Annotated in this window: 20 protein-coding genes; 9 read left to right on the top strand and 11 right to left on the bottom strand. The window is 62.3% G+C overall.

All coding sequences use genetic code 11. From position 1 onward, the window contains the following. Positions 1–13 precede the first annotated feature (13 nt). From glgX to CXQ94_RS02765, 3 genes are all read left to right on the top strand, one after another. The gene (gene glgX, locus CXQ94_RS02755) at positions 14–2,134 is read left to right on the top strand and encodes a glycogen debranching protein GlgX (protein ID WP_104086673.1); all 2,121 of its coding nucleotides are present in this window, start codon (positions 14–16) and stop codon (positions 2,132–2,134) included. A 100-nt stretch (positions 2,135–2,234) separates the two neighbouring features. After that, positions 2,235–3,272, top strand: a complete 1,038-nt coding sequence (mgrA, locus tag CXQ94_RS02760) for an L-glyceraldehyde 3-phosphate reductase (protein WP_104086674.1) — start codon at positions 2,235–2,237, stop codon at positions 3,270–3,272. Between the two features lie 232 nt (positions 3,273–3,504). Then, positions 3,505–4,584, top strand: a complete 1,080-nt coding sequence (locus CXQ94_RS02765) for an inositol-3-phosphate synthase (protein ID WP_104086675.1) — start codon at positions 3,505–3,507, stop codon at positions 4,582–4,584. A gap of 120 nt (positions 4,585–4,704) precedes the next feature. Here the strand turns inward: CXQ94_RS02765 and CXQ94_RS02770 are convergent, their stop codons facing one another. The 6 genes from CXQ94_RS02770 to CXQ94_RS02795 form a co-directional block, all read right to left on the bottom strand. Next, complete coding sequence (locus CXQ94_RS02770; protein WP_104086798.1) at positions 4,705–5,655, bottom strand: DUF559 domain-containing protein; 951 nt, start codon at positions 5,653–5,655, stop codon at positions 4,705–4,707. Between the two features lie 173 nt (positions 5,656–5,828). After that, the gene (locus CXQ94_RS02775) at positions 5,829–7,472 is read right to left on the bottom strand and encodes a glycoside hydrolase family 13 protein (RefSeq protein WP_104086676.1); all 1,644 of its coding nucleotides are present in this window, start codon (positions 7,470–7,472) and stop codon (positions 5,829–5,831) included. Then, positions 7,472–8,350, bottom strand: a complete 879-nt coding sequence (locus CXQ94_RS02780; RefSeq protein ID WP_104086677.1) for a carbohydrate ABC transporter permease — start codon at positions 8,348–8,350, stop codon at positions 7,472–7,474. The genes CXQ94_RS02775 and CXQ94_RS02780 overlap by 1 nt, the downstream gene beginning before the upstream one ends. Beyond that, entirely contained in the window at positions 8,347–9,276 is a 930-nt protein-coding gene (locus CXQ94_RS02785; RefSeq protein WP_258066577.1) for a carbohydrate ABC transporter permease, read from the bottom strand. Before CXQ94_RS02785 ends, CXQ94_RS02780 begins: the two co-directional genes overlap by 4 nt. A 3-nt stretch (positions 9,277–9,279) precedes the next feature. Next, entirely contained in the window at positions 9,280–10,584 is a 1,305-nt protein-coding gene (locus CXQ94_RS02790; RefSeq protein ID WP_104086678.1) for an ABC transporter substrate-binding protein, read from the bottom strand. A gap of 9 nt (positions 10,585–10,593) precedes the next feature. After that, the gene (locus tag CXQ94_RS02795) at positions 10,594–12,759 is read right to left on the bottom strand and encodes an alpha-galactosidase (protein ID WP_258066579.1); all 2,166 of its coding nucleotides are present in this window, start codon (positions 12,757–12,759) and stop codon (positions 10,594–10,596) included. A 117-nt stretch (positions 12,760–12,876) separates the two neighbouring features. Here CXQ94_RS02795 and CXQ94_RS02800 point away from each other — a divergent pair, with 117 nt between their 5' ends. Then, positions 12,877–14,052 (top strand): ROK family transcriptional regulator, encoded by a 1,176-nt coding sequence (locus CXQ94_RS02800; RefSeq protein WP_104086680.1) that lies wholly within the window; start codon positions 12,877–12,879, stop codon positions 14,050–14,052. A 7-nt stretch (positions 14,053–14,059) separates the two neighbouring features. Here CXQ94_RS02800 and CXQ94_RS02805 read toward each other — a convergent pair whose 3' ends face one another. After that, complete coding sequence (locus tag CXQ94_RS02805) at positions 14,060–15,313, bottom strand: glycosyltransferase (protein ID WP_104086681.1); 1,254 nt, start codon at positions 15,311–15,313, stop codon at positions 14,060–14,062. Between the two features lie 153 nt (positions 15,314–15,466). Between CXQ94_RS02805 and alr the strand changes: the two genes are divergently transcribed. Genes alr through tsaD form a run of 5 tightly spaced genes read left to right on the top strand, consistent with a single transcriptional unit; the run spans position 15,467 to position 19,702 of the window. Further along, positions 15,467–16,717, top strand: a complete 1,251-nt coding sequence (alr, locus tag CXQ94_RS02810; RefSeq protein WP_104086682.1) for an alanine racemase — start codon at positions 15,467–15,469, stop codon at positions 16,715–16,717. Beyond that, positions 16,714–17,325 (top strand): tRNA (adenosine(37)-N6)-threonylcarbamoyltransferase complex ATPase subunit type 1 TsaE, encoded by a 612-nt coding sequence (tsaE, locus tag CXQ94_RS02815; protein ID WP_104086683.1) that lies wholly within the window; start codon positions 16,714–16,716, stop codon positions 17,323–17,325. The genes alr and tsaE overlap by 4 nt, the downstream gene beginning before the upstream one ends. 9 nt (positions 17,326–17,334) lie before the next feature. Next, positions 17,335–18,069 (top strand): tRNA (adenosine(37)-N6)-threonylcarbamoyltransferase complex dimerization subunit type 1 TsaB, encoded by a 735-nt coding sequence (gene tsaB, locus CXQ94_RS02820; protein WP_104086684.1) that lies wholly within the window; start codon positions 17,335–17,337, stop codon positions 18,067–18,069. After that, on the top strand, positions 18,066–18,599 hold the full coding sequence (gene rimI, locus CXQ94_RS02825; protein WP_258066580.1) for a ribosomal protein S18-alanine N-acetyltransferase: 534 nt from the start codon (positions 18,066–18,068) through the stop codon (positions 18,597–18,599). Before tsaB ends, rimI begins: the two co-directional genes overlap by 4 nt. Continuing rightward, complete coding sequence (gene tsaD, locus CXQ94_RS02830) at positions 18,596–19,702, top strand: tRNA (adenosine(37)-N6)-threonylcarbamoyltransferase complex transferase subunit TsaD (protein WP_104086685.1); 1,107 nt, start codon at positions 18,596–18,598, stop codon at positions 19,700–19,702. Before rimI ends, tsaD begins: the two co-directional genes overlap by 4 nt. 26 nt (positions 19,703–19,728) lie before the next feature. Here tsaD and CXQ94_RS02835 read toward each other — a convergent pair whose 3' ends face one another. From CXQ94_RS02835 to CXQ94_RS02845, 4 genes are read right to left on the bottom strand one after another with little or no spacing between them, the layout of a single operon-like run. Next, positions 19,729–20,706: a cell wall metabolism sensor histidine kinase WalK gene (locus CXQ94_RS02835; protein WP_258066581.1), complete on the bottom strand. Its 978-nt coding sequence runs from the start codon at positions 20,704–20,706 to the stop codon at positions 19,729–19,731. Next, a complete protein-coding gene (locus tag CXQ94_RS23020) occupies positions 20,703–20,840 on the bottom strand; it encodes a winged helix-turn-helix domain-containing protein (RefSeq protein ID WP_306418889.1) in 138 nt (45 codons plus the stop codon). Before CXQ94_RS23020 ends, CXQ94_RS02835 begins: the two co-directional genes overlap by 4 nt. Further along, positions 20,837–21,373 (bottom strand): response regulator transcription factor, encoded by a 537-nt coding sequence (locus CXQ94_RS02840; RefSeq protein WP_258066582.1) that lies wholly within the window; start codon positions 21,371–21,373, stop codon positions 20,837–20,839. Before CXQ94_RS02840 ends, CXQ94_RS23020 begins: the two co-directional genes overlap by 4 nt. Beyond that, a complete protein-coding gene (locus tag CXQ94_RS02845) occupies positions 21,360–22,049 on the bottom strand; it encodes a DedA family protein (RefSeq protein WP_104086686.1) in 690 nt (229 codons plus the stop codon). Before CXQ94_RS02845 ends, CXQ94_RS02840 begins: the two co-directional genes overlap by 14 nt. Positions 22,050–22,060: the final 11 nt, after the last annotated feature.

Consider the following 22,060-nt stretch of genomic DNA (forward strand, 5'->3'; position numbering starts at 1 on the left):
CGAGGGAGACCCTGTGGAACTTTGGCCCGGCCGGCAGCATCCCTTGGGATCCCACTCCGATGGTAACGGCACCAACTTCGCCTTGTTTAGCGACGGCGCACAGGCAGTGGACTTGTGTCTTTTTGACGCAGACGGTCTTGAGAGCCGGCTCCCACTGACCGAGGTGGACGCCTATGTGTGGCACGGATACGTCCCGGGAATAGGGCCGGGGCAGGAGTATGGGTACCGGGTGGAGGGGCCGTGGGACCCTACCCAAGGTCTGCGCTTCAACGCCAACAAACTGCTGCTTGACCCGTATGCACGGGCCGTGGGCGGTCAGATCTCCTGGGGCCAGCCACTCTACGCCTATGACTTCGGGCAACCGCTAACCCGCAATGACGAAGACTCCGCGCCCCAGACTTTCCGTTCCGTGGTCACCGACGACACCTTCGACTGGTCGGGCGAGAATGGAGGACCGGAAGTACGCCCGGACGTTTCCTACCACCAGAGCGTTATCTACGAGGCCCACGTCAAGGGGCTGACCGCGCTACACCCGGAAGTCCCGGAGCACCAGCGAGGCAGCTACGCCGGTGTGGCCCACCCGGCCGTTGTCAGCCACCTGAAGAACTTGGGCGTGACCGCCGTCGAACTGATGCCGATTCATCAGTTCGTCCAGGATGACGCGCTCGCAGCCAGGGGCCTGCGCAACTACTGGGGCTACAACACGATTGGATTCTTTGCACCCCACAATGAGTACGCGGCCGCCAGCGACCCCTGCGAGCAGGTTCGCGAATTCAAGGCGATGGTCAAGGAATTGCACCGCAACGGGCTGGAAGTCATCCTGGACGTGGTCTACAACCACACGGCCGAAGGGAATCATCTTGGTCCCACACTGTCATTTAGGGGCATCGACAACGACGCATACTACCGGCTCATGGACGAGGACAAGGAACACTATCTTGACTACACCGGCACGGGAAATTCGTTCAACGTCAGGCAACCGCACGCACTGCAACTGATCATGGACTCGCTACGGTACTGGGTGAGCGAGATGCACGTGGACGGCTTCCGATTTGACCTGGCAGCAACCCTGGCCAGGGAATTTTACGACGTCGACAAGCTCTCCACCTTCTTTGAAATGGTGCAACAGGATCCGGTGGTATCCCGGGTCAAACTCATCGCTGAACCGTGGGATCTGGGACCCGGCGGATACCAAGTCGGGAACTTCCCGCCGCAATGGACCGAATGGAACGGCAAGTTCCGGGACGCGATCCGAGACTTCTGGCACGGTCAGCCCGCAACCTTGGGCGAGTTCGCCTCCCGCCTCACCGGATCATCGGATCTCTACGGCCACTCGGGCCGGCGTCCGGTGGCCTCCATCAACTTTGTCACCGCCCACGACGGCTTTACCCTGGCAGACCTTGTCAGCTACAACAGCAAGCACAACGAGGCTAATGGTGAGGACAATCGCGACGGTGAGTCCCACAACCGCTCCTGGAATTTCGGGGTCGAGGGACCTACCGGCGACGCAGCAATCCTGGCGGTGCGTGCCCGACAGAAACGCAATTTCCTGACCACGCTGCTTTTGTCCCAGGGAGTCCCGATGATCTTGCACGGTGACGAGCTCGGACGCACCCAAAACGGCAACAACAACGCCTATGCCCAGGATTCGCCGCTGACCTGGATCAACTGGGACACGGCCGATTTGGAACTCGTGGACTTTGTCTCCCGGCTGGGACGGTTGCGCGCAGCCCATCCGGTGTTCCGGCGTCGTCGTTTCTTCGACGGCCACCCCGTGGAACGCGGGGACGACGGCGCTTTGGCGGACATAATCTGGCTGCGGCCGGATTCGGCGGCGATGACCGGGGCCGACTGGGACAGCGGATTTGGCCGCAGCATTGGTGTGTTCCTCAATGGTGACGGCATCCCCGATTGCGATGCCCAGGGCAGGGAAGTGGTGGATGACTGCTTCCTGCTGTTGTTCAACGCCGGCGAGGACGCCGTGGACTTCACTCTTCCAGGCGATGAGTATGCCGAGAAGTGGGTGGTGGAGATCCATACGGACGGTGTCAGCGCCGCGGAATTTGCGGCCGGAAACGTGGTGGCCGTCGCCGGGCGGTCGGTGCTGGTGTTGCGGGCTCCAGATCGCAGCTGAGTGCCGCCGTCGCGCCCTCCGCCTGAGCGGCTAAGGGGGTGTCTGGCAGGGCCACCCATATGGCTGCAGTCACAGTCGCCAGGGTGGCAAGATAAGAAGCATGACTTTTCATGCAGCGGACGACCGTTATGAGACCATGCCCTACCGCCGTGTTGGGCGCAGCGGGCTGAAATTGCCTGCCATTTCGCTGGGCCTATGGCACAACTTTGGTGACGACAAGAATTTTGAGACCCAGCGCGCCATCTTGCGCCGCGCCTTCGACCTTGGCGTTACCCATTTTGACCTGGCCAACAACTACGGCCCGCCCGCTGGGAGCGCCGAAACGAACTTTGGCCGCCACCTGAAGGACGATTTCGCGCCGTATCGTGACGAGCTGATCATTTCCACGAAGGCCGGTTACGACATGTGGCCGGGACCGTATGGCGAATGGGGCTCCCGCAAGTACATGCTCGCCAGCCTGGACCAGTCGCTGGGCCGCATGGGACTGGACTATGTGGACATCTTCTACAGCCACCGCCCCGATCCGGAGACCCCCATGGAAGAAACCATGGGCGCCTTGGACACCGCGGTTCGATCGGGTAAAGCCCTGTACGCCGGCATCTCCTCCTACACGCCAGCCCAAACCCTGGAGGCCGCCCGGATCCTGAAGGAAATGGGCACGCCGCTGCTCATCCACCAGCCGTCATACTCGATGCTGAACCGCTGGACGGAGAACGGGGAGCCGAACCTTTATGAAGCCCTCGACGCCGTGGGCGCGGGTTCTATTGCGTTCTCACCGTTGGCACAAGGAATGCTGACCGATAGGTATCTCAATGGTGTCCCGTCGGATTCCCGGGCCGCCAAGGAGCACTTCCTGCACGAGCACGACCTCACCGAGGACAAGATGGGCCGTGTGCGGGCACTGAACGACATCGCCGCCTCCCGCGGGCAATCGCTGGCCCAGATGGCAATCGCCTGGATCCTCCGGGACCAGGTCAAGGGGACACCCGTGACCTCGGCCCTGGTCGGCGCTTCAAGCGTTGCGCAGCTGGAAAACAATGTGGCCGCTATCAACAACTTGGACTTCACGGATGCCGAACTCACAGCAATCGACGAGTTCGCCGTCGAATCCGATATCAATAGGTGGGCGCAAAAGTAGCCTTTTGCGTGCCGTGGGCACGCTTGTGTGACAAAACTGCGAGACATTCCTTGCCTGAGGGAACAATTCCGAGGCAAGGGGAGTTGACTAGAATGGTTAAGGGCGCCGTTGGGGCGTCAGGTCCGGTTGAATAGCCGTGCGTTGTGTCTTTGTGTAAGAAATGAAGACATGCGCCGACCCATCACCGCAATGTGTGAGAGCCGGACCCGTGTGAGTTTTATGAAGGAGTTCCGTGTCCAATCATCCTATTCGGGTTGCCATTGTCGGTGTGGGTAACTGTGCCTCGTCCCTGGTGCAGGGCGTCCAGTACTACCACAACGCCGACCCGACCGTGAAGGTCCCGGGCTTGATGCACGTTGAATTTGGCCAGTACCACGTCAATGACGTGCAGTTCGTGGCCGCGTTCGACGTCGACAGCAAAAAGGTGGGGCTCGACCTCTCCGATGCCATCGGCGCCAGCGAGAACAACACGATCAAGCTCGCGGACGTGCCGAACCTGGACGTCCCCGTGCTGCGTGGACACACCCTGGACGGCCTGGGCAAGTACTACCGTGAGACCATCGTGGAATCCGATGAGTCGCCGGTGGACGTTGTTGCCACCCTCAAGGCCGCCCAGGTCGACGTGATGGTTTGCTACCTGCCCGTTGGCTCCGAGGCTGCCGCGAAGTTCTACGCCCAGTGCGCCATCGACGCCGGCGTCGCCTTCGTCAACGCGTTGCCTGTCTTCATTGCCGGCACCAAGGAGTGGGCCGACAAGTTCACCGCCGCTGGCGTGCCGATCGTGGGCGATGACATCAAGAGCCAGATCGGTGCCACCATCACGCACCGTGTCATGGCGAAGTTGTTCGAGGACCGCGGTGTGATCTTGGACCGCACGTACCAGCTCAACGTTGGCGGCAACATGGACTTCAAGAACATGCTCGAGCGTGAGCGCCTGGAATCCAAGAAGATCTCCAAGACTCAGGCCGTCACCTCCAACACCTCTGCAGTGTTGGCAGCCGACGACGTTCACATCGGCCCGTCCGATTACGTTGCCTGGCTGGACGACCGCAAGTGGGCCTTTGTCCGCCTCGAAGGCCGCAACTTCGGTGACGCCCCCGTGTCCCTGGAATACAAGCTTGAGGTTTGGGACTCACCCAACTCGGCAGGTGTCATCATCGACGCCATCCGTGCGGCGAAGATCGCCCTGGACCGTGGCATCGGCGGACCCATCCTTTCCGCGTCCAGCTACTTCATGAAGTCCCCGCCGGAGCAGTACGCGGACGACATCGCACACGAAAAGGTTGAGGCCTTCATCCGCGGCGACGTCTAGACGCCGTATCACCTTTGGTGCGTTTTTCCTGAACGCGGTATCACCTTTGGTTGATTAGTGCCGAACGCTCTCTCATTTGTTGAGGGGGCGTTCGGCATTTAACGGTCTTCTGCCAGGACATCAGTTGCCTGATGCGAAACCAGACTCGATGGCGGGATCCGTCCAGGCATGCTGGCGGGCGGCCTTGATGCGGCGGACTGCGGCTTCAAACCCGTCGGCAAGATCCGCCTCGGTGAAAATGAGCACGGTCCAGCCGGCAGCCTCAAATGCCTTGTCCCTGCGCCGGTCACTGCGCCGCTGCACCTCGTCCAGGTGATGGGCACCGTCGTACTGAAGTGCGATGCGCCGTGACCGGTAGCCGGCATCGGCAGAGGGGGCGCCACGACCTTTCCTTAGGGTGAGTTGCAATTCGGGTTCCGGCAGGCCGGCGTCGGCCATAGCCAGACGCAGGAGGGTTTCAGGCGGTGAATCGGCGCCAACGCGCATGAGCTCAAGCGCTTCCCTCGCCCGGACGATTCCCTGCAGGTTTCGGTGCCACCCCACCATGTCCCGGAGGGATTCCATCGTGGCGTAGGGCATCTGCCGGCTCTCAAATTCCGGGCGTGGGATGCGGATGAGCTGGTCGCCCATGCACACTAGGTCGCTAGTGGGCAGGATACGTGCCAGATCTAGCCAAGTGCGCGCCCTGGTACTGATGTGGAACTCCCCGTCAGTTTCCACCTCGTTGCTGAAGGACGTCACTCTGTGGCCGGTAATGCCTTTCCGGCGTATTTGCGGCAGTTTTCGAGCCTTACTGAAGTGCAACTCATTTGAATCTGCCAACCAGGGCGGCAGGACAAGTTCGTGCAACCTGGCTGCAGTGGAATGCGAAATCCATGCACCAGGGGTGGCCGCGCACAAGGCCCGGGCCGCCTCCCGCAGCGTGAAGTCCCACCCGTCCGGACGGTACAGGCCATGGCTGACACCCGTGACCGCGTGACCCCGGAGTTCCGCACGCGTAAGGCCGCGGGCACGAGCCTCGCCCGCGGTGAAGGGGATTTCGGGGATGCCGAACGCTCCATGGGGTGCCATGAAGCTAGTCTGGCGCACATTAGGATTCCGCGCCGGAAGTTATCCACAGGCGAGCCAGCACCATTGGCTGTGACCGGGAACAGCCACAGCCAATGGTGATACGGCGTTGGCCCATAGCGCGCCAAAAGTGATACGGCGTTGGTGGGAAACGCGCCAAAAGTGATACCGCGTCTTTAGGGGGCGAGCCAGAGGGTGGTTTCGGCAGGGATGCTTTCTGTTGCCGGGGCACCGGAGCTGAGCACCACCTTGGATAGGTCGACGCCGGCCGGCAGCGCAGCGGGAACCGCGGCAAAGTTGGTTAGTACTTCCCAGCCGTTGGGTCGCCGATAGTGGACCACGGAGGCCCCGGGCGAGCTGAGCCATTCAAGGGACTCAGACGTTTGCAGCGTGCCGCGCAGCTTCAGGGCCGCACGGTACATCTCAAGCGTGGACCCTGCAACGCCGTCCTGCACGTCCGCAGCATGCTCGCCAAACCACTCCGGCTGGGGCAGCCACGGCGTGCCGCCAAAACCAAAGTTGGCCGTTGAAGCCGACCAAGGAAGGGGCACCCGGCAGCCGTCACGGCCCTTGACCTTGTTCCCGGTGCGGAACCAGGTGGGGTCCTGCAAGGAGCTGGCTGGCAGATCTGCCACCTCAAAGAGTCCCAGTTCCTCGCCCTGGTAGAGGTATGCGGAGCCCGGTAGACCCAGCATGAACAGTGTTGCGGCCCGTGCCCGTCGCAGACCGCGGGCAAGATCCACCACGGGGGTGGCGCCGTCGGCCAGTAGCCACGCCTCAAGGTCCGCCAAAGTGCTGCCGTCGGGCAATGCATAGCGGGAGGGGTGCCTGACGACGTCGTGGTTTGAAAACACCCAGGTGGATGATGCCCCGGAGGCGTCGGCCTCGGACAGGCACTTTTCGGCAATTGAACGGAATTCGACGGCCGAGAACGGGGCCTGCAACAGGTCAAAGTTGAACGCCTGGCCCAGTTCGGTGGGGCGGGCGTACTTCAGGCGGCGGTTGGTGAACGGCACCCACGCCTCGGCCACTGCGGCCTTCGGCGGATCATATTCGTTGAGTACGGAACGCCAGCCGGCAAAGACCTCATGCACCTCGTCCCTGTCAAAGAGCGGGTCAGTGCCGTCGTCGACCAGGATCTCCAACGCAGGCTTGGAACGCAACGGCAGCGACATGTCCTTGATGAGCGCATGCGCCACGTCCACGCGGAAGCCGTCCACGCCGCGGTCCGCCCAGAACCGCAGCGTGGTGTGGAAGTCCTCGCGCACCTCGGGGTGGTCCCAGTTGAAGTCGGGCTGCTCGGTGGCGAACAGGTGGAGGTACCACTGGCCGTCGGGTACCCGGGTCCAGGCTGGCCCGCCAAAGTGGGAGGGCCAGTCCGACGGCGGAAGCTCGCCGTCGGCTCCCAGCCCGTCAAGGAAGTGATAACGGGCCCGTTCCGGGGAACCGGGGGCGGACGCCAAGGCTGCCTGGAACCATTCGTGGCGGTTGGAGGAGTGGTTGGGGACAATGTCCACAATCACGCGAATACCGGAGGCGTGCGCAGCTGAGACCATGGCATTAAAGTCGGACAGTGACCCAAGGCGCGGATCAACGTTGCGGTAGTCGTCGACGTCGTACCCGCCGTCAGCCAGCGCCGACGGGTAGAAGGGACTGAGCCAAATAGCGTCGATTCCCAAGGCTGAAAGGTAGCCCATCCGGGCCGTGACGCCGGGCAGATCACCCATGCCGTCGCCGTTGGCGTCGGAGAAGCTGCGCGGGTAGATCTGGTAGACGGCGGCCTGGCGCCACCAAGCGGAATCGGGTGAAAGTGTGGACATTATTTGATGGATCCTCTCATGACGCCGGAGATGACCCAGCGCTGGGCGAATAGGTAGACCAAGAGCAACGGTGCCATGGCCATGAGGTAGGAAGCAAAGGCTGTTGTGTAGTCGGTGTTGAATTGGCCCTGGAAGACGTACTGGACAAGGGGCAGGGTACGGGTGTTGGGGTCCGAGAGGATCACCAGCGGCAGCAGGAAGTCATTCCACGCCCACAGGCAGGTCAGGATGCCCACGGTGGCGTTGATGGGCGTCAGGATGGGGAAGATGACCTTTCTGAACGTTGTCCAGACGCTGGCACCGTCCATGATGGCGGCCTCTTCCAGCTCAGCCGGGATCGACTTAATGAACGCCGTGTATACAAAAACGTTGAAGCTCAAGCCGTACACCGTATAAAGCAGGAATAGCCCGACGGGGTTGTCTAGACCCAGCACGGCCATTTCCTTGGTCACCGGCAACATGATGATCGGAAACGGCACAAACAAGGCGGCGATGAAGAAGTAGTACAACGCCTTAAAGAATGGGCGGTGCATGTTCCTGGCAATCGCATAGGCCACCAGAGAGTTCGTCAGGATGGTCAGCACCACGGCGACGGAGGTAACGATGCCGGAAATCAGCAGCGCATTGGGGAAATTCGTCAGCTTCCAGGCGTTGGAAAAGTTCTCCAAGTGAATGCTTGTGGGAAGGGCCAAACCGTTGCCACCCAGCTGGTCGGGGGACTTGAGCGCCGTGACGATGGTGAAGTACAGCGGGATCAGTACTGTCAGCGACAGCACCGTTACCAGGAGGGTTAGCGGCACGTTTACCGAGGAACGACGGCGTTTCTTGGGTGCTGTGCCCGCTGCCAGTTCGGGGGTGTGTTGGGTGAGTGTGCTCATGAGAAGTCAGCCTCCTTGCGCCCAAGGACGCGCATCTGCAGTAGGGACAGAGCCACGATGACCACCAGGTACACCACGGAGTTGGCCATTTGGTAGCCGTATTCCCCGCCTTGGAAGCCGCCGCGGTAAATGACCATGGCCACCGATTCGGTGGACGTGCCGGGACCGCCGTTGGTCAGGGCCACGATTTGGTCGAAGGCCTGCAACAGGCCCTTCAGGGCCAGCACCATGTTGATGGTGAAGAAGCCGGAGATGAGCGGGAACGTGATGGACCAGAATTGGCGCCACGGAGATGCTCCATCCAGTCCCGCGGCTTCGTAGAGTTCGCCGGGAACTGTTTGCAGTCCTGCCAGGTAGATGATGACGCTGAAGGCGATGGACTGCCAGGCGGTCACCCCGACGATGCCCAGCCAGGCCAGGTCCGGGTTGGCCAGGATTGAGGTGGAGAGCCATTTGATGCCCAGCGCCTGGCCGATCAGGGGCAGGTTGTTGGAGAGCAAGTAGTTGAAGACGTAGCCAACAATCAGTACCGAGAGAATATTGGGAATGAAGAAGATCCCGCGGAACGTTGTCTGGAACTTGATCTTAGAGTTGAGCAAGATGGCGATGAACAGGGCGCCCACATTCACCACAATGGTGGTGGTGACGGCAAAGAGGAACGTGAAACCGTAGGACGCCATGATGCGGTCGTCCTTGAACAAGTTCACATAGTTGGAGAGCCCCACAAAATCCCACTCGCCGTAGCCGGCATAGTTGGTGAAGCTAAAGAACATGCCTGTCAGTGTGGGGATGGTGTGCAAGATGACGAACAGCACCAGGGCTGGAACAACCATCCAGTAAAACGTTTTGTGTGCCCGGGATGGGCGCCGGCGTTGGAGTCCGGCCGTGGTGCGGGGCTTCATTGCCTTGGCCGCGGTGGTGGTCATGATCTAGTCCACTTTCTTGGTAATGGTGCGGGCGGCGACCTTTTCAAATTCGTGGTCCATGCGGGAGAGGAAGGCCTGCTCATTACCGTCCAGAACAAACTGCTGCAGAAGCGGACCCAGCGGAATGCTGGGAGGCACATGGTGGTCGAAGTAGCCGATGATCCGCCCCTCATTGAAGAAGCCTTGAATGCCGGCAAGCGCCGGGTCCGTGCTCGGCGCCGCATCCTTGACAGGGGTCAAGGACGACTGGGCTGCCGAATAATAATTCAGGACTGCCGGTGACATGAGGTACTCAACGAATTTCTTGGCTTCGGCCGGATGTTTGGTTTCCTTGCCGATGGCCAGCGCCACGTCCACACCCGAGACGAGGGTGTTCTTGGCAGGATCGTTGGTGGTGGGGTACGGGAAGGACTTGATCGAGGCATGGGGGTTCGCTGCACGGATGGCGGGGATGGCAAAGCTCCCCTGGAGGTACATTGCGGACTTGCCGGCGCCAAAGGCGGCGTTGCCGTCGTTGTAGCCTGCACTTTCGGCACCCGGCTGAGCGTAACTGAACAGCTTTGCCAGTTTGGTGGCGGCTTCGGTGCCGTTCTTTTCAAAACTGAATTTGCCGGTGGTGGGGGTCCAGCCAGCCGACCGAACATCGTCAAAGAAGGTGGCGGGCATGAGGTTGCCTGCTAGGTTCACGTATGACGGTTGCACAGTCCAGGCGTCTTTCAAGGTCATGAAGAACGGGTTCACGCCGTTGGCCTTGAACGTGTCGGCGGCCGTGATGAGTTGATCCCAGGTTTGTGGAACGCTGACGCCGTACTTGGCGAATATTTCGGGGTTGTACAGAATCCCGCTGGCGTTGTTGGCAAACGGCAGTCCGTTCGTTTCATCGTCGTGACACGTGCCCAGGCCGTTGAGGATTCCCTGCACCGAGGAGTTTACTCGCGACGCTGACGGCAAATCGGACAGGTCCGCGAAGACACAAGCCTTGGACAAGTCACCAAAATTTCCGTTGCCGTTGAGCGTCAGAACATCGGGTGTCTTGCCTTTTACCAGCAGGGTGCGGATGGCGGTATCCGGGTCCGGGACGTTGTTGATGACAATGTCGATGCCCGGGTTCGCAGTCTCAAAATCGGCAACAATCTTCTCAAACTGGCCCACTGCCTCGGGCTTGTACTGGAAGAAATCGAGTTTGACGCGGCCGTCACCTGCACCGATGCAACCGCTCAGGCTCAGGGCTAGGGACAGGACGACGGCGGCACTTGCCAGGGCCGTCAGCGGTCTGTTCCGCTGACGCTGGCGTTGTGGTTCTCTCATGTGGACTCCTTAGATGGCCTGCGCAGGATCGACGTCGACCCTGGTGAGCGTGATGAGCACTGATTGTTCGGGGAAAAGGACGGGGGCGGCGATCCCCACTGTGCCCAGGACGATGCCCGGGAGCACCGTCTGGTGCAGGGGCCAGGCAAGGGGGGATTGCCCGTTGCCTAATTCGTCGTCGAGAGGATGGGACAGCGCCACCCTGTAACGCAGCTCGGGTACCAGTCCGGGCAAGGTGATTCGCCCCGATGGGTAGGTGGTGGAGGCAACCCGCTGGGTAAGGGCAAAGATGGCGCGCTCGCCGTCTTTTGCCACCACACCGCGCACATCAAGGGCAGGGTCGGGCAGATCGGCGTGAACCGAGGTTCCGGTGTGGAACAGGTCACGGTTTTCTTTGTGGAACTCCACCCAGCCGGCAAGCTCGGCCGTTTGCGCATCGCTGATGGAAGCGATGTTCCATTCGATGCCGAAATGGCCAAAGATGGCTGTGCGGGCCATGAAACCCAGGCTGTGTTGGCGGCGGGTGGAATGAGACTTGGGGCCGCCAATGTGGGCGCCCATGAGCTCGTAGGGGACAAGGAGGGAGGTGTTGGCCTGGTTGTCGAGGCGCTCCAGGGGGTCGATGCAGTCGCTGGTCCAGATCCTGTCCGTGTAGTCCAGAATGCCCAGATCTACACGGGCTCCGCCGGAGGCGCAGCTTTCAATTTCCAAACCTGGGTGCCGAGCTTTCAATTCGGCCAGCAAACGGTACAACGCCAAGGTGGTGTCACGGACGGCTGCACGGCCGGTTCGGGGATCGGAAGCATCGAGCAGATCCCGGTTGTGGTCCCACTTGATGTAGCTGATGGGGTACTCGCTCAGGATGGCGTCGATGCGGGCCAGGAGGTAGTCGAAGCAGTCGGGGTGGGCAAGATTGAGCACCTGTTGTTGCCGTGCGCTGACGGGCCACCTGCCAGCCGTGTGCAGAATCCAGTCGGGGTGGTTGCGGGCGAGTTCGCTGTCGGGGTTGACCATCTCCGGCTCAAACCACAAGCCAAACTCCATGCCGAGCCCACGGACGTGGTTGATGATGGGACCCAGCCCGTCTGCCCAAACGCCAGGATCAACAAACCAGTCGCCCAAGCCGGCGGTGTCGTCGCGGCGGCCAAGGAACCAGCCGTCGTCGAGCACAAAACGCTCCACCCCAATGGCGGCTGCCTTGTCCGCCAGCGTCGCCAGCGTTGAGAGATCATGGTCAAAGTAGACGGCCTCCCAAGTGTTGAGGGTAACGGGGCGGGGCCGGGTTGGGTGCTGTTCGCGTCCCCGCAGGTCCTGATGGAAGCGTGCTGCGAGTTCATCCAGCCCGGTACCCCATGAGCCCAATGCCCAGGGTGTGGAATAGCTCTCGCCTGGCGCCAGAACCACCTCGCCAGGCAGCAGTAGTTCCCCGGCGGTTAGGAAGTTGTCGCTGGTGATGGTGCGTTCGGCGCTGGTCCTGTGGTTCCCACTCCATGCGACGTGAACGCCGTGGACCAGGCCAGTGCGGTGGCCAAAGCCGGCCGATCCCGCCAGCATCAGAAGTGTGGCGTCGGCTCCTGGGCGGCCGCGGCGGCTTTCACGCACATGGGCGCCAACCGTCAGGGGGCGTTGCTGTGCGGTGCGCTCCTTCAAATGCCTGCCGGTGGTGTCCTGAACGGTAGCTGCCGTTGCGGGCAGCGGGAAGACTGTGATGAGTTGGTGAAGCTGGTAGTCAGTCGCGCCGCTGTTTGTCAGGGTGTGCCGCTGTTTCAGGACCCCGGAACCAGTCAGGGACAGTTCGCTGACAAGTTGCAGATCCGCCGCTTGGTCCGCCGAGCTGATGGTGAGGGAATGCCCGTCCCCTGTGGCCGACGTCGTACTCAACGCACTGGACCAGGCGGCACCACTGCGCTGTCCCGTGAGTGCTGGTGAGCCCTGCCAGCCAAACACTTCCTGCGGCAGCAGTGTCAACCGGGCCGGGACGTCGATGCCACCCGATACCCGCTGGGGGCTGCTGGCGATGGCCAAGGATGCAAGTTCGTCAGCGGACAATTCGCCGGTGTCTGGCCCCCAATGGATGATGGCGGGCAAACCTGCGGTGGCGAGGTCGACGATGACGGACGTCCCTCCGCGGTGCAGCTGCATCTGCTGGGGGAAAGGAAGAGGTGACAAGTTCATTGAATAGTTTTATCGCAAAAGTAATTACCATGTCAAGGATCACATATTTGCGGCTCCCTACCGCTGTTTGACGGTGTTGAACTGGAATTATCTTCGTTCTGCAATAAACTTGCCCTTATGAACTCTGTCCTCCCCGTGGCTGTGCTCCATTCCAGGCACGCCGAAACCCACGCTGCGCTCGCAGATTCAGCCCTGGAACTTGCGCGGCTCGTACTGGTGCGCGGGCCGATTTCCCGGGGGGATCTTGCCCGGGAATTGAAGCTGAGCGTTGCGAGCCTGACCCGGCTCAGCAAGCCGCTGCTTGATTCCGGGCTGCTCATTGAAGGTGAGCTTTTGGTTGACGGGACGGTGGGCCGTCCCGTCAGGCTCCTTGATGTGCGCGCCGACAGTGCCCACTTTGTGGGCGTCAAGATCGCCGGGGATCTCCTTCAGGCGGCAGTGACAGATGTCAGGGCCACGGTCTTGGCGGTTGCCACCAAGGAGCTGTCCGATACAACCGTTGACACCGTGGTGGACGGTATTGTCGAACTGACTCAGGCCCTTGGTGTTCAGGAAAATGTCACGGTCACGGGGGTTGGCGTTTCCTTGGGCGGGCAGGTCAGGCCCGACGGCGTGGTGCACCGGGCCCCTTTCCTTGCCTGGAAGGACGTTCCCCTCGGTGCGCTTCTGGCGGAACGACTCGGCATGCCCGTGGTGGTTGATAACGACGTGACCGCCTTGGCCGCCGCCGAGCAGTGGTTCGGCGCAGGAAAGGACACCCAGAATTTTGCTGTCATCACCGTGGGTGCTGGCGTGGGCTACGGCATAGTCATCCGCGATCATGTCATTCGCACGCCCGACACCGGACTGGGCTTGGGCGGCCACTTCCCGCTGGATGTCAACGGTCCGCTGTGCATGGATGGGCACAGGGGCTGTTCGACCGCCATGCTGTCCATCCCCAGCGTCTGTGCGCAGATTTCCACCGCTTTGGGCAGACCCGTTGACTACGATGAGGCCTTGGCGCTTGCCGCTTCTGGCAACAAGGTGGCAGTTGCTGTCCTTACGGCAGCAGGAAAGGCCTTGGGCAAATTGATGGCCGCGGCGGTGAACCTGACAATGGTTAACACAGTTGTGCTAGGAGGTGAAGGGGTTGCCCTCTTCGCCGCCACCGAATCAACGGTGCGGGACGCGCTGCAAGTGGACAGGGACCCGGAGGCAGGTTCGGTCAACATCCGGGTCGCCTCGGCGGACTTTACCGAGTGGGCACGGGGCGCGGCGGCGGTGGCTATTCAGGCGCAGGCGTTCCGCTTCTAAATCCCTGCTAGCAGCCAGGTGGGACGACGTACTGGTAAGTCAGCGCAAGATCATAGCTAGCCATGGTCTGTGCTGCCGTTCTCGCCCAGCCAAATGACTCGGCAAACACGGAGCCTGCCCGGCCCATGTCGATCCTGGTTTGAGGGAAGTCGTAGAGGGAGGCGATGGCTGCGGCCCAGAGCCGTGGGGATCTTCCGTCGACCAGCAGCCCCGTACGCCCGTCACTCACGGCTTGGGGGAGGCCTCCCACATTGGTGGCGATAACGGCTGTGCCGCAGGCCTGTGCTTCAAGTGCCACCAGTCCAAACGATTCGCTCGCTGAGGGGACGGCCACAAGGTCGGCGCTGCGGTACCAATTCGCCAGATCTTCCGGACCGACGGGTGGGAGTACTGCGGCCTGCGCGCTGAGTTCGGCGTCGGCAAGCAACTGGGGTAGATCATATTTATCGCTGCCGCTGCTGGCGCCCAAAAAGGTCATGCGCAAAGGGATATCGGGGCGTTCCTGGCGCAAAATGACGGCCGCCTTGACCAAAACATGGGGGCCCTTCAGCCGCTGCATGCGGCCGGCAAACACCACATGGAAGTCATTGTCGGCAATGTCCAACGCCCGCCGGGATCTGTCACGAAAAGCTGGTTTGAACACTTTCAGGTCAACCCCCGGGGAGACAATGTCGATGCGCTGCTCGCAACCGTCGTAGTGGCCCTCAAGCTCGGCTGCCTCCGCTGTGGTGTTGGCGATCAGCCGGGTGGCAGCCGCCACGATGTGCTGTTCGCCGTCTTCTCTGATGCCCGGTTCGGCGCTCTGCCCCGGTTGTAGATGCTTGTTCTTAACCCGGGCCATGGTGTGCATGGTGTGCACCAAGGGCAGATCCAGGGTCTTGGCCACAAGAATTCCGGCCATGCCAGAGACCCAATAGTGGGAGTGGATCACGCTCACCGGGATGGCGGGGGTGAGCGCAGAAATGTGGGCAGCGACGGCGTCGGCCATTTCGGTGACAAGCTCGGGAAGTGCCTCCTTGGAGACCTTCGTAAAGGGGCCCGCAGTAATGTGGTGAACGCTGACGGCAGGGGCCATGACCACCGTGTCGGGCTGCCCGGCTGAGGTGCGACGGGTGTAAATATCCACCATCACCCCCGCGGCGGCAAGCTCCAACGCCAATTGCCGGACGTAGACGTTCATGCCGCCAGCATCGCCCCCGCCTGGCTGCTCCAGGGGCGAGGTATGAAGGGACAGCATGGCAACGCGTCGAACCTGGTGCACAGATTGTCCTCTCGGCTGCAGCGGATATAACGTACTTATCTTTCCACCCACAGCACGGTTGCGTGACAATTTTGCTGTGAGGAGTGCCGCAAAATGGTGGCGGCGCGTTGTGGTTGTCCCGGAGGGTGGGCCCGGAAGGCCTAAAATGAAGCTGTGAACTCCACTGCTGCTCCGATTCAGGCCCGCGATACCGCCCCCGAACGGCAAGCCATCATTGACCTTTCCGCGATTTCGCACAATATCGCAGCTTTTGCCTCCATTGCCGCCCCAGCCAAGCTGATGGCCGTGGTCAAGGCCGACGCCTATGGGCACGGCGCGGTGCCGGTGGCTCGCACCGCCGTTGCTGCCGGCGCGCAATGGCTGGGCACAGCCCACGTCAGTGAAGCGTTGGCGCTCCGGGAAGCAGGTTTGGAGGTGCCCGTCCTCGCCTGGCTGCACACACCCTCCACTGACTTCTTCGCCGCGGTCGCCCAGGGGATCGACCTGGGCTGTTCGGGCTGGGAATTGCAGCACATTGCCCAGGCGGCCCGCGCCCAGGAGCGCCCCGCACGCATTCACCTGAAGATCGACACCGGACTTGGCCGCAACGGCAGCACCATGGCCGACTGGGACGCGTTGGTGGCTGAAGCTATCGCCTTCCAGGATGAGGGGCTGCTGCGTGTTGTCGGCGTGTTCAGCCACCTTGCCGTGGCGGATGAACCACACCGCCCCGAAACCGATGAACAACTCCAAGTCTTCCGCGAGGCGGTGGCCATTGCCGAGGATGCAGGCGCCGATTTGGAGGTGCGACACATTGCCAACACCCCTGGAACCCTTTCACGCCCGGATGCACATTTTGACATGGTTCGGGTGGGGCTGGGGATCTACGGCTTGTCCCCTTTTGCGGATCAGACGTCGGCGCAATTGGGTCTTACTCCGGCCATGACGCTGCAAACCCGGGTTGCCTTGTGCAAGGACGTCCCTGCCGGCCAGGGCGTGTCCTACGGTCTGGGCTATGTCACGGCGGATCCCAGCACGCTGGCGTTGATCCCCTTGGGTTACGCCGACGGCGTCCCTCGCGTCGCCACCGGGGGTCCGGTGCGAGTCAATGGCCGAACCTACCCGGTGGTGGGGCGGATCGCCATGGATCAGATGGTCATAGATTTAGGGCCAGGCGCCCACAAGGACTTTGATGGTGCCGAAATCCCAGGATCCGCGTTGGGTGCTACAGCCGTGTTGTTCGGTGACGGCGCCAAGGGTGGCCCCGTCGTTGAGCAGTGGGCCGCCGCGGCAGGGACGCTCAACTATGAGGTGGTCACCCGGATCAGCCCGCGCGTGCCCAGGACCTACGTGGGTGGACCCGCCGGCACCGGCTTCGACCTTGGTGAGCTGGCCCCGGCCGACGCGACTAAATGCGCATCATGACCAATTGGGAATTTTCCACCACCACCGCCGAGGCCACGCAGCGCCTCGCCGGGAACCTGGCCAAGCTCTTGCGGGCCGGGGATCTGATTGTGCTCAGTGGCGAACTGGGGGCGGGGAAGACCACGTTCACCCAGGGCTTGGGACGAAGCCTGGGTGTACGTCCTGGCATCATCTCACCCACCTTTGTACTCGTCCGTATCCACCCGAACCTCGCCGATGGTCCCAACCCCGGTGGTCCCGATCTGGTGCACGTGGACGCGTACCGGCTGGCCTCAGCCGCGGAGATTGATGACATCGACTTGGAAAACACCATGGATTCCTCGGTCACCGTGGTGGAATGGGGTGCCGACAGGGTGGAGCATCTGGCCCCGAGCAGGCTGGAAATAGAGCTGGTGCGCGCACTAGGGAGCCCAACCCCAGAACACCCCGCTGGGGATCGACCGGCGTCGAATGTGGTGGCGCAAAACCCGCAGGACGATGCCGGCACCTTTGATTTCGACGATGAAGACGACGACGAACCCCGCGTTTTACGCCTGCGGGCCGTCGGTCCACGCTGGGCTGGGATCGATTTCACCGGGCTTGACCGGCCTTCAAAAACAACAGAATAGACTGGCACAGTGCGAATTTTGACGATTGACACCTCGGCCGTGGCCAGTGCCGCAGTACTGAGCTTTGACCTTGCGGACGCGGTGCGGAGCTTGAGGGTTGAGGCGAACTTTGCCACCGCCGACACCCGCAGCCACGCCGAGGTGCTTGCCCCCGGAGTGAAATCCCTCTTCGAGGATCCGCCCACGGAGGGCCCCGCCCTGGATGCCATCATTGTTGGCACAGGCCCGGGCCCGTTCACCGGACTGCGCTCGGGCATCACCATGGCCCGCACACTCGCCTTCACTTGGGGCGTGCCGTTGTACGGCCTGATGAGCCTGGACGCACTGGCCCAGCAGGTCTTTGATACCCCCCGGTACGACGCCGGACGGGCGGTGGCGCCGTTGGCTGTGCGCGAGTTCGTGGTCGCCACGGACGCCCGCCGCAAGGAGGTCTACTGGGCCCGGTACAGCGCCGCGGCGCAGTTGCTGGACGGTCCGCACGTGGGGCCGGCCGACGCGATCACGGCAGTGCAGGTCTTTGGTGCGGGGGCCGGACTGTACGCGGCCGAGCTGACCGCAAACGGCTGCGAGGTGGACGCCGGGTTTGCGCAGATTCAGCCCACGGCCCTTGAGCTGGGCAGGTCCGCCGTGCGCAGGATCGGCGCGGCTGGGTCCTTGGAAGCTGCCGGGCTGCTGGACACCACGCCACTGTACTTGCGGGAATCCGATGCCAAGGTGCCTGGACCCCGAAAGCGGGCCCTGTGAGCGCCGACGCCGGTGACGCCACACCGCAGACTAATGTGGTCTTGCGGGAGATGACCCCGGCGGATATTGACGCGATCACCGCCATGGACGCCACACTCTTCGGTGTGGACAGCTGGCCGCGGCACATGTTTGTTGACGAGCTGGCGCAACGTGAAACCCGGCGGTACATCATCGTGGAGGTGCCGGACGAGAGCGGGCACCTGGTCATGGCAGGATATGCCGGGCTGATGTGCCTGCCACCGATTGGCGATATCCAGACCATTGGTGTGCTCCCACAGTATGAGGGGCGCGGGTACGCCCGGGCAATGATGGTAGAACTCATTGAGGACGCCCGACGGCGGGGGGCCCAGGATGTGATGCTGGAGGTCAGCTCCATCAATCCTCGGGCGCAAGAACTCTACCGACGTTTTGGCTTTGAGCACATCCATACGCGGCGCAAGTACTACCGGGACGGATCAGACGGGCTGATCATGCGTCTACGACTGACCGAACCACCAGCAACGGAAACACCCCAAAAGGACCCCTCATGAACCAGAGCAACCCGCTGATTTTGGGGATTGAATCCTCCTGTGATGAAACAGGTGTAGGCCTGGTGCGTGGGACACAGCTGCTGACCAACACGGTCTCCTCCTCCATGGACGAACACGTGCGCTTTGGTGGGGTCATCCCGGAAATCGCTTCCCGCGCCCACCTGGACGCCTTTGTGCCCACACTTGAACAGGCCCTTGCCGACGCGGGGGTGACGCTGGAGGACGTGGACGCAATCGCCGTCACCAGCGGACCGGGGCTGGCTGGGGCCCTGATGGTGGGCGTCAGCGCCGCCAAGGCGCTGGCACTGGCCACAGGAAAGCCGCTTTACGCCATCAACCACCTGGTCGCCCATGTGGGGGTGGGGCTGCTGGATGAATCAATCGCAGCCCAGGCTGCGGACCTGAACATTGGAGCCGGCGCACTGCCGCCAAACCTGGGGGCTCTGCTGGTCTCCGGGGGGCATACCGAAATTTTGCGGGTGCGCAGCATCGCCTCCGACGTGGAACTGCTGGGCGCCACCATTGACGACGCCGCGGGTGAGGCATTCGATAAGGTGGCCAGAATACTGGGCCTGAGCTATCCGGGAGGGCCAGCCATCGACGCGCTGGCCAAGCAAGGCAACGCCAAAGCCATCCGGTTCCCGCGGGGGCTAACAGTGCCTAAGTACATGGGAACCGCCGAAGCTCCCGGTCCACACCGCTACGATTTCTCGTTCTCAGGTCTGAAGACTGCAGTGGCACGGTGCGTTGAAGGCTACGAGGTACGAGGCGAGGAGATTCCGATGGCCGACGTTGCGGCGTCGTTCCAGGAAGCAGTGCTGGATGTCATCACGGCCAAAGCGGTGCTTGCGTGCAAGGAGCAGGGCATCACCACCTTGTTGCTGGGTGGGGGAGTGGCCGCCAATTCACGGCTCCGCGAACTGGCGGCGCAGCGCACCTCGGCAGCCGGCATCACCTTGTTGGTGCCCAAACTCTCGCTCTGCACGGACAACGGGGCCATGGTGGCAGCACTCGGCGCCCAGCTGGTGATGAACGGCGTGGCCCCCAGCGACCTGGACTTCGCCCCCGACTCCTCAATGCCGGTCAGCAGCATCAGCCTCTAGCTGCCCGGCCAGCGCGGTGGCGGCCGTTACCGCGCAGCCGGAAGCGTCAGTTCCATGATTGTGCCCGTGGAGCCGGTGGAGCGGATCTCGATGGTTCCGCCGGCGGCGACGGCGATCTCCCGGACCAGCGCCAGGCCCAGGCCGTAGCTGCGCCGGCCGGAGGGCAGCGGCTCGCTGGTTCGGGCAAAACGTTCAAAAACCCGCCCCTGGTCGATACCGGAGATACCGGCGCCGGTGTCGCTGACGGTGATGACTACGTCGGGGCCCGTGCTCGCCGTCTGCACCGTGACCTGACCGCCTTCGGGCGTGTGGTTCAAGGCATTGTCCACCAGCCCGAGGACGGCCCGGCGCAGGCTGTTGGCCTGCATCCGGACCCTGGCGGCGCCGTGGTGCCTCACGTCAAGATGCACTCTGCGGGAGCTAGCCAAGTCCTGTAAATCAGCGATGACGGTGTCGATGACGGCGTCGACATGCACAGGATCTGCCGGAGACTGCGCGTCCCCGGTTGCCGCCAGTAACAGCTCCTGGACGGTTGCGGTCAGGGCCGCCGTGTCCTGGCGAACCTGGGCCAGCAGTGCGGCGGCGTCACTGCCCGCCGCGACCTTGTGTTCGGCCAATTGCACGCGGGCATCAAGAATGGTCAGCGGGGTACGCAGCTCGTGGCTGGCGTCCTGAATGAACCGGCGCTGCAGGGCCAAGGCCCTGCCCAATGGTCGGATGGCGCTGCGCGCACTTAGCCAGCCGATGGCACCCGCTGCGAGAATCCCGCCAAGGCCCGCGACGGCCATGGCCTTGAGCATGTCATTGGATTCAACGTAAACACGGGCCGACGACGGGTCCGTTGCCGAGGATTCCGGGTGCCCCGACAGGTACAGCATGTAAAGGGCCGCCGCGAGAATGACAACAACCACCATGGCGGCGCACGCTATGGCAATGCGCAGTCCCACCGTCAGTGCGGCGCGTCGCAATTGATCCGCATCGGGTGTTGTGTTTTTTGAATTCACGAGGCATCCCCGATCTGGTAGCCCATTCCGTGAACCGTCCTGATCACCGACTTTGAGATCTTCTTGCGCAGGTAATGCACATAAGTATCAATGACCGTTTGTGAATCATCGGCATGGAACAGGGCCGCCATCATCTCCGGGCGGGTAAAACCCGATCGGGGTCCCCGGCAAGCAATCCCAACAACTCCGCCTCCTTGGCCGTGAGTGAAACATGATCCCCGTAGGGTGAACGCATAGTCCGGGTGGCCGGATCCAAATCCCAATCACCTATGGTGAACACGTTGGGGGAGGCCGCGTAGATGCGGGAGATTGCGCGCAGGCGGGCCCGCAGTTCGCCGGCGTCGAACGGTTTGGTCATGTAATCGTTGGCACCGGCGTCGAGCCCCTCGATCTTCTCCACCGTGGCGCCCAACGCAGTCAGGATCAGCGCAGGCGTGGCGATTCCCTGGCGCCGCATCGCCCGAACCAGTTCCACCCCGTCCATGCCTGGCAGGCCGCGGTCAATGACCATCACCTCCCACGTGCCCGTCAGGCCAAGATGCAGCCCAGCCTGCCCGTCCGGAGCCAGTGTCACACGGTAGTCGGCAGCCAGTAACTCGGCAATGAGCGGCCCCAGGACGGGATCGTCTTCCACGAGCAGGAGCTGCGGGCGCTCATTGGTGTGCATGTTCCTTATTGTCTCGCGTGGAACCCTGCGTTGGGTCCTGACCGGCGATCCGGGTCTTGCGTCGCGAGCGAAGTAGCCCGATCGCGCCAGGCAGCACCGAAATCAGCACCATGAGGATGGCGATGGCGTCAATGTTTTTGGCGATGAACTCAAAGTGGCCCAGCCAGGTTCCCAGTAGCACCACTGAGGTCGCCCAGCCCACGGCTCCGGCGATGTTCCAGAGCGTGAATTTCTTGTAGTTGTACCTCGCAATGCCGGCCACAAGCGGGGCGAAGGTACGTACAACTGGAACGAAGCGGGCCAGCACGATCGCCTTGCCACCCTGCTTGGCAAAGAATTCCTCGGTGCGTACCAGGTAGGTGGTCTTCAAGATCTTGGCGTCGTCCTTGAACCAGCGCCGGCCAAACTTTCGGCCCAGCATGTAGCCCACCTGATCCCCGGCGATGGCGGCCACAGAGACCACACCGATCAGTAGGGGCAAGGTCAGGTTCAACTGCTGGTGCAGCAGACCTGCCGTGAACAAGAGGGAGTCACCTGGCAGGAAAGGGAAAAGGACACCGGATTCTATGAAGATGATCAAGGCCACCACGCCGAGGGTGGCGGGGCCGAGCCCCTGTAGGAGGGCTGCCGGGTCAAGGACTGAAGTCAATGCTGGCGCGCTGGTAAGCAAATGCATAGGGTATCCCT

Origin of the sequence: Arthrobacter sp. GMC3, assembly GCF_002929305.1 — a bacterium.
Lineage (GTDB): Bacteria > Actinomycetota > Actinomycetes > Actinomycetales > Micrococcaceae > Specibacter.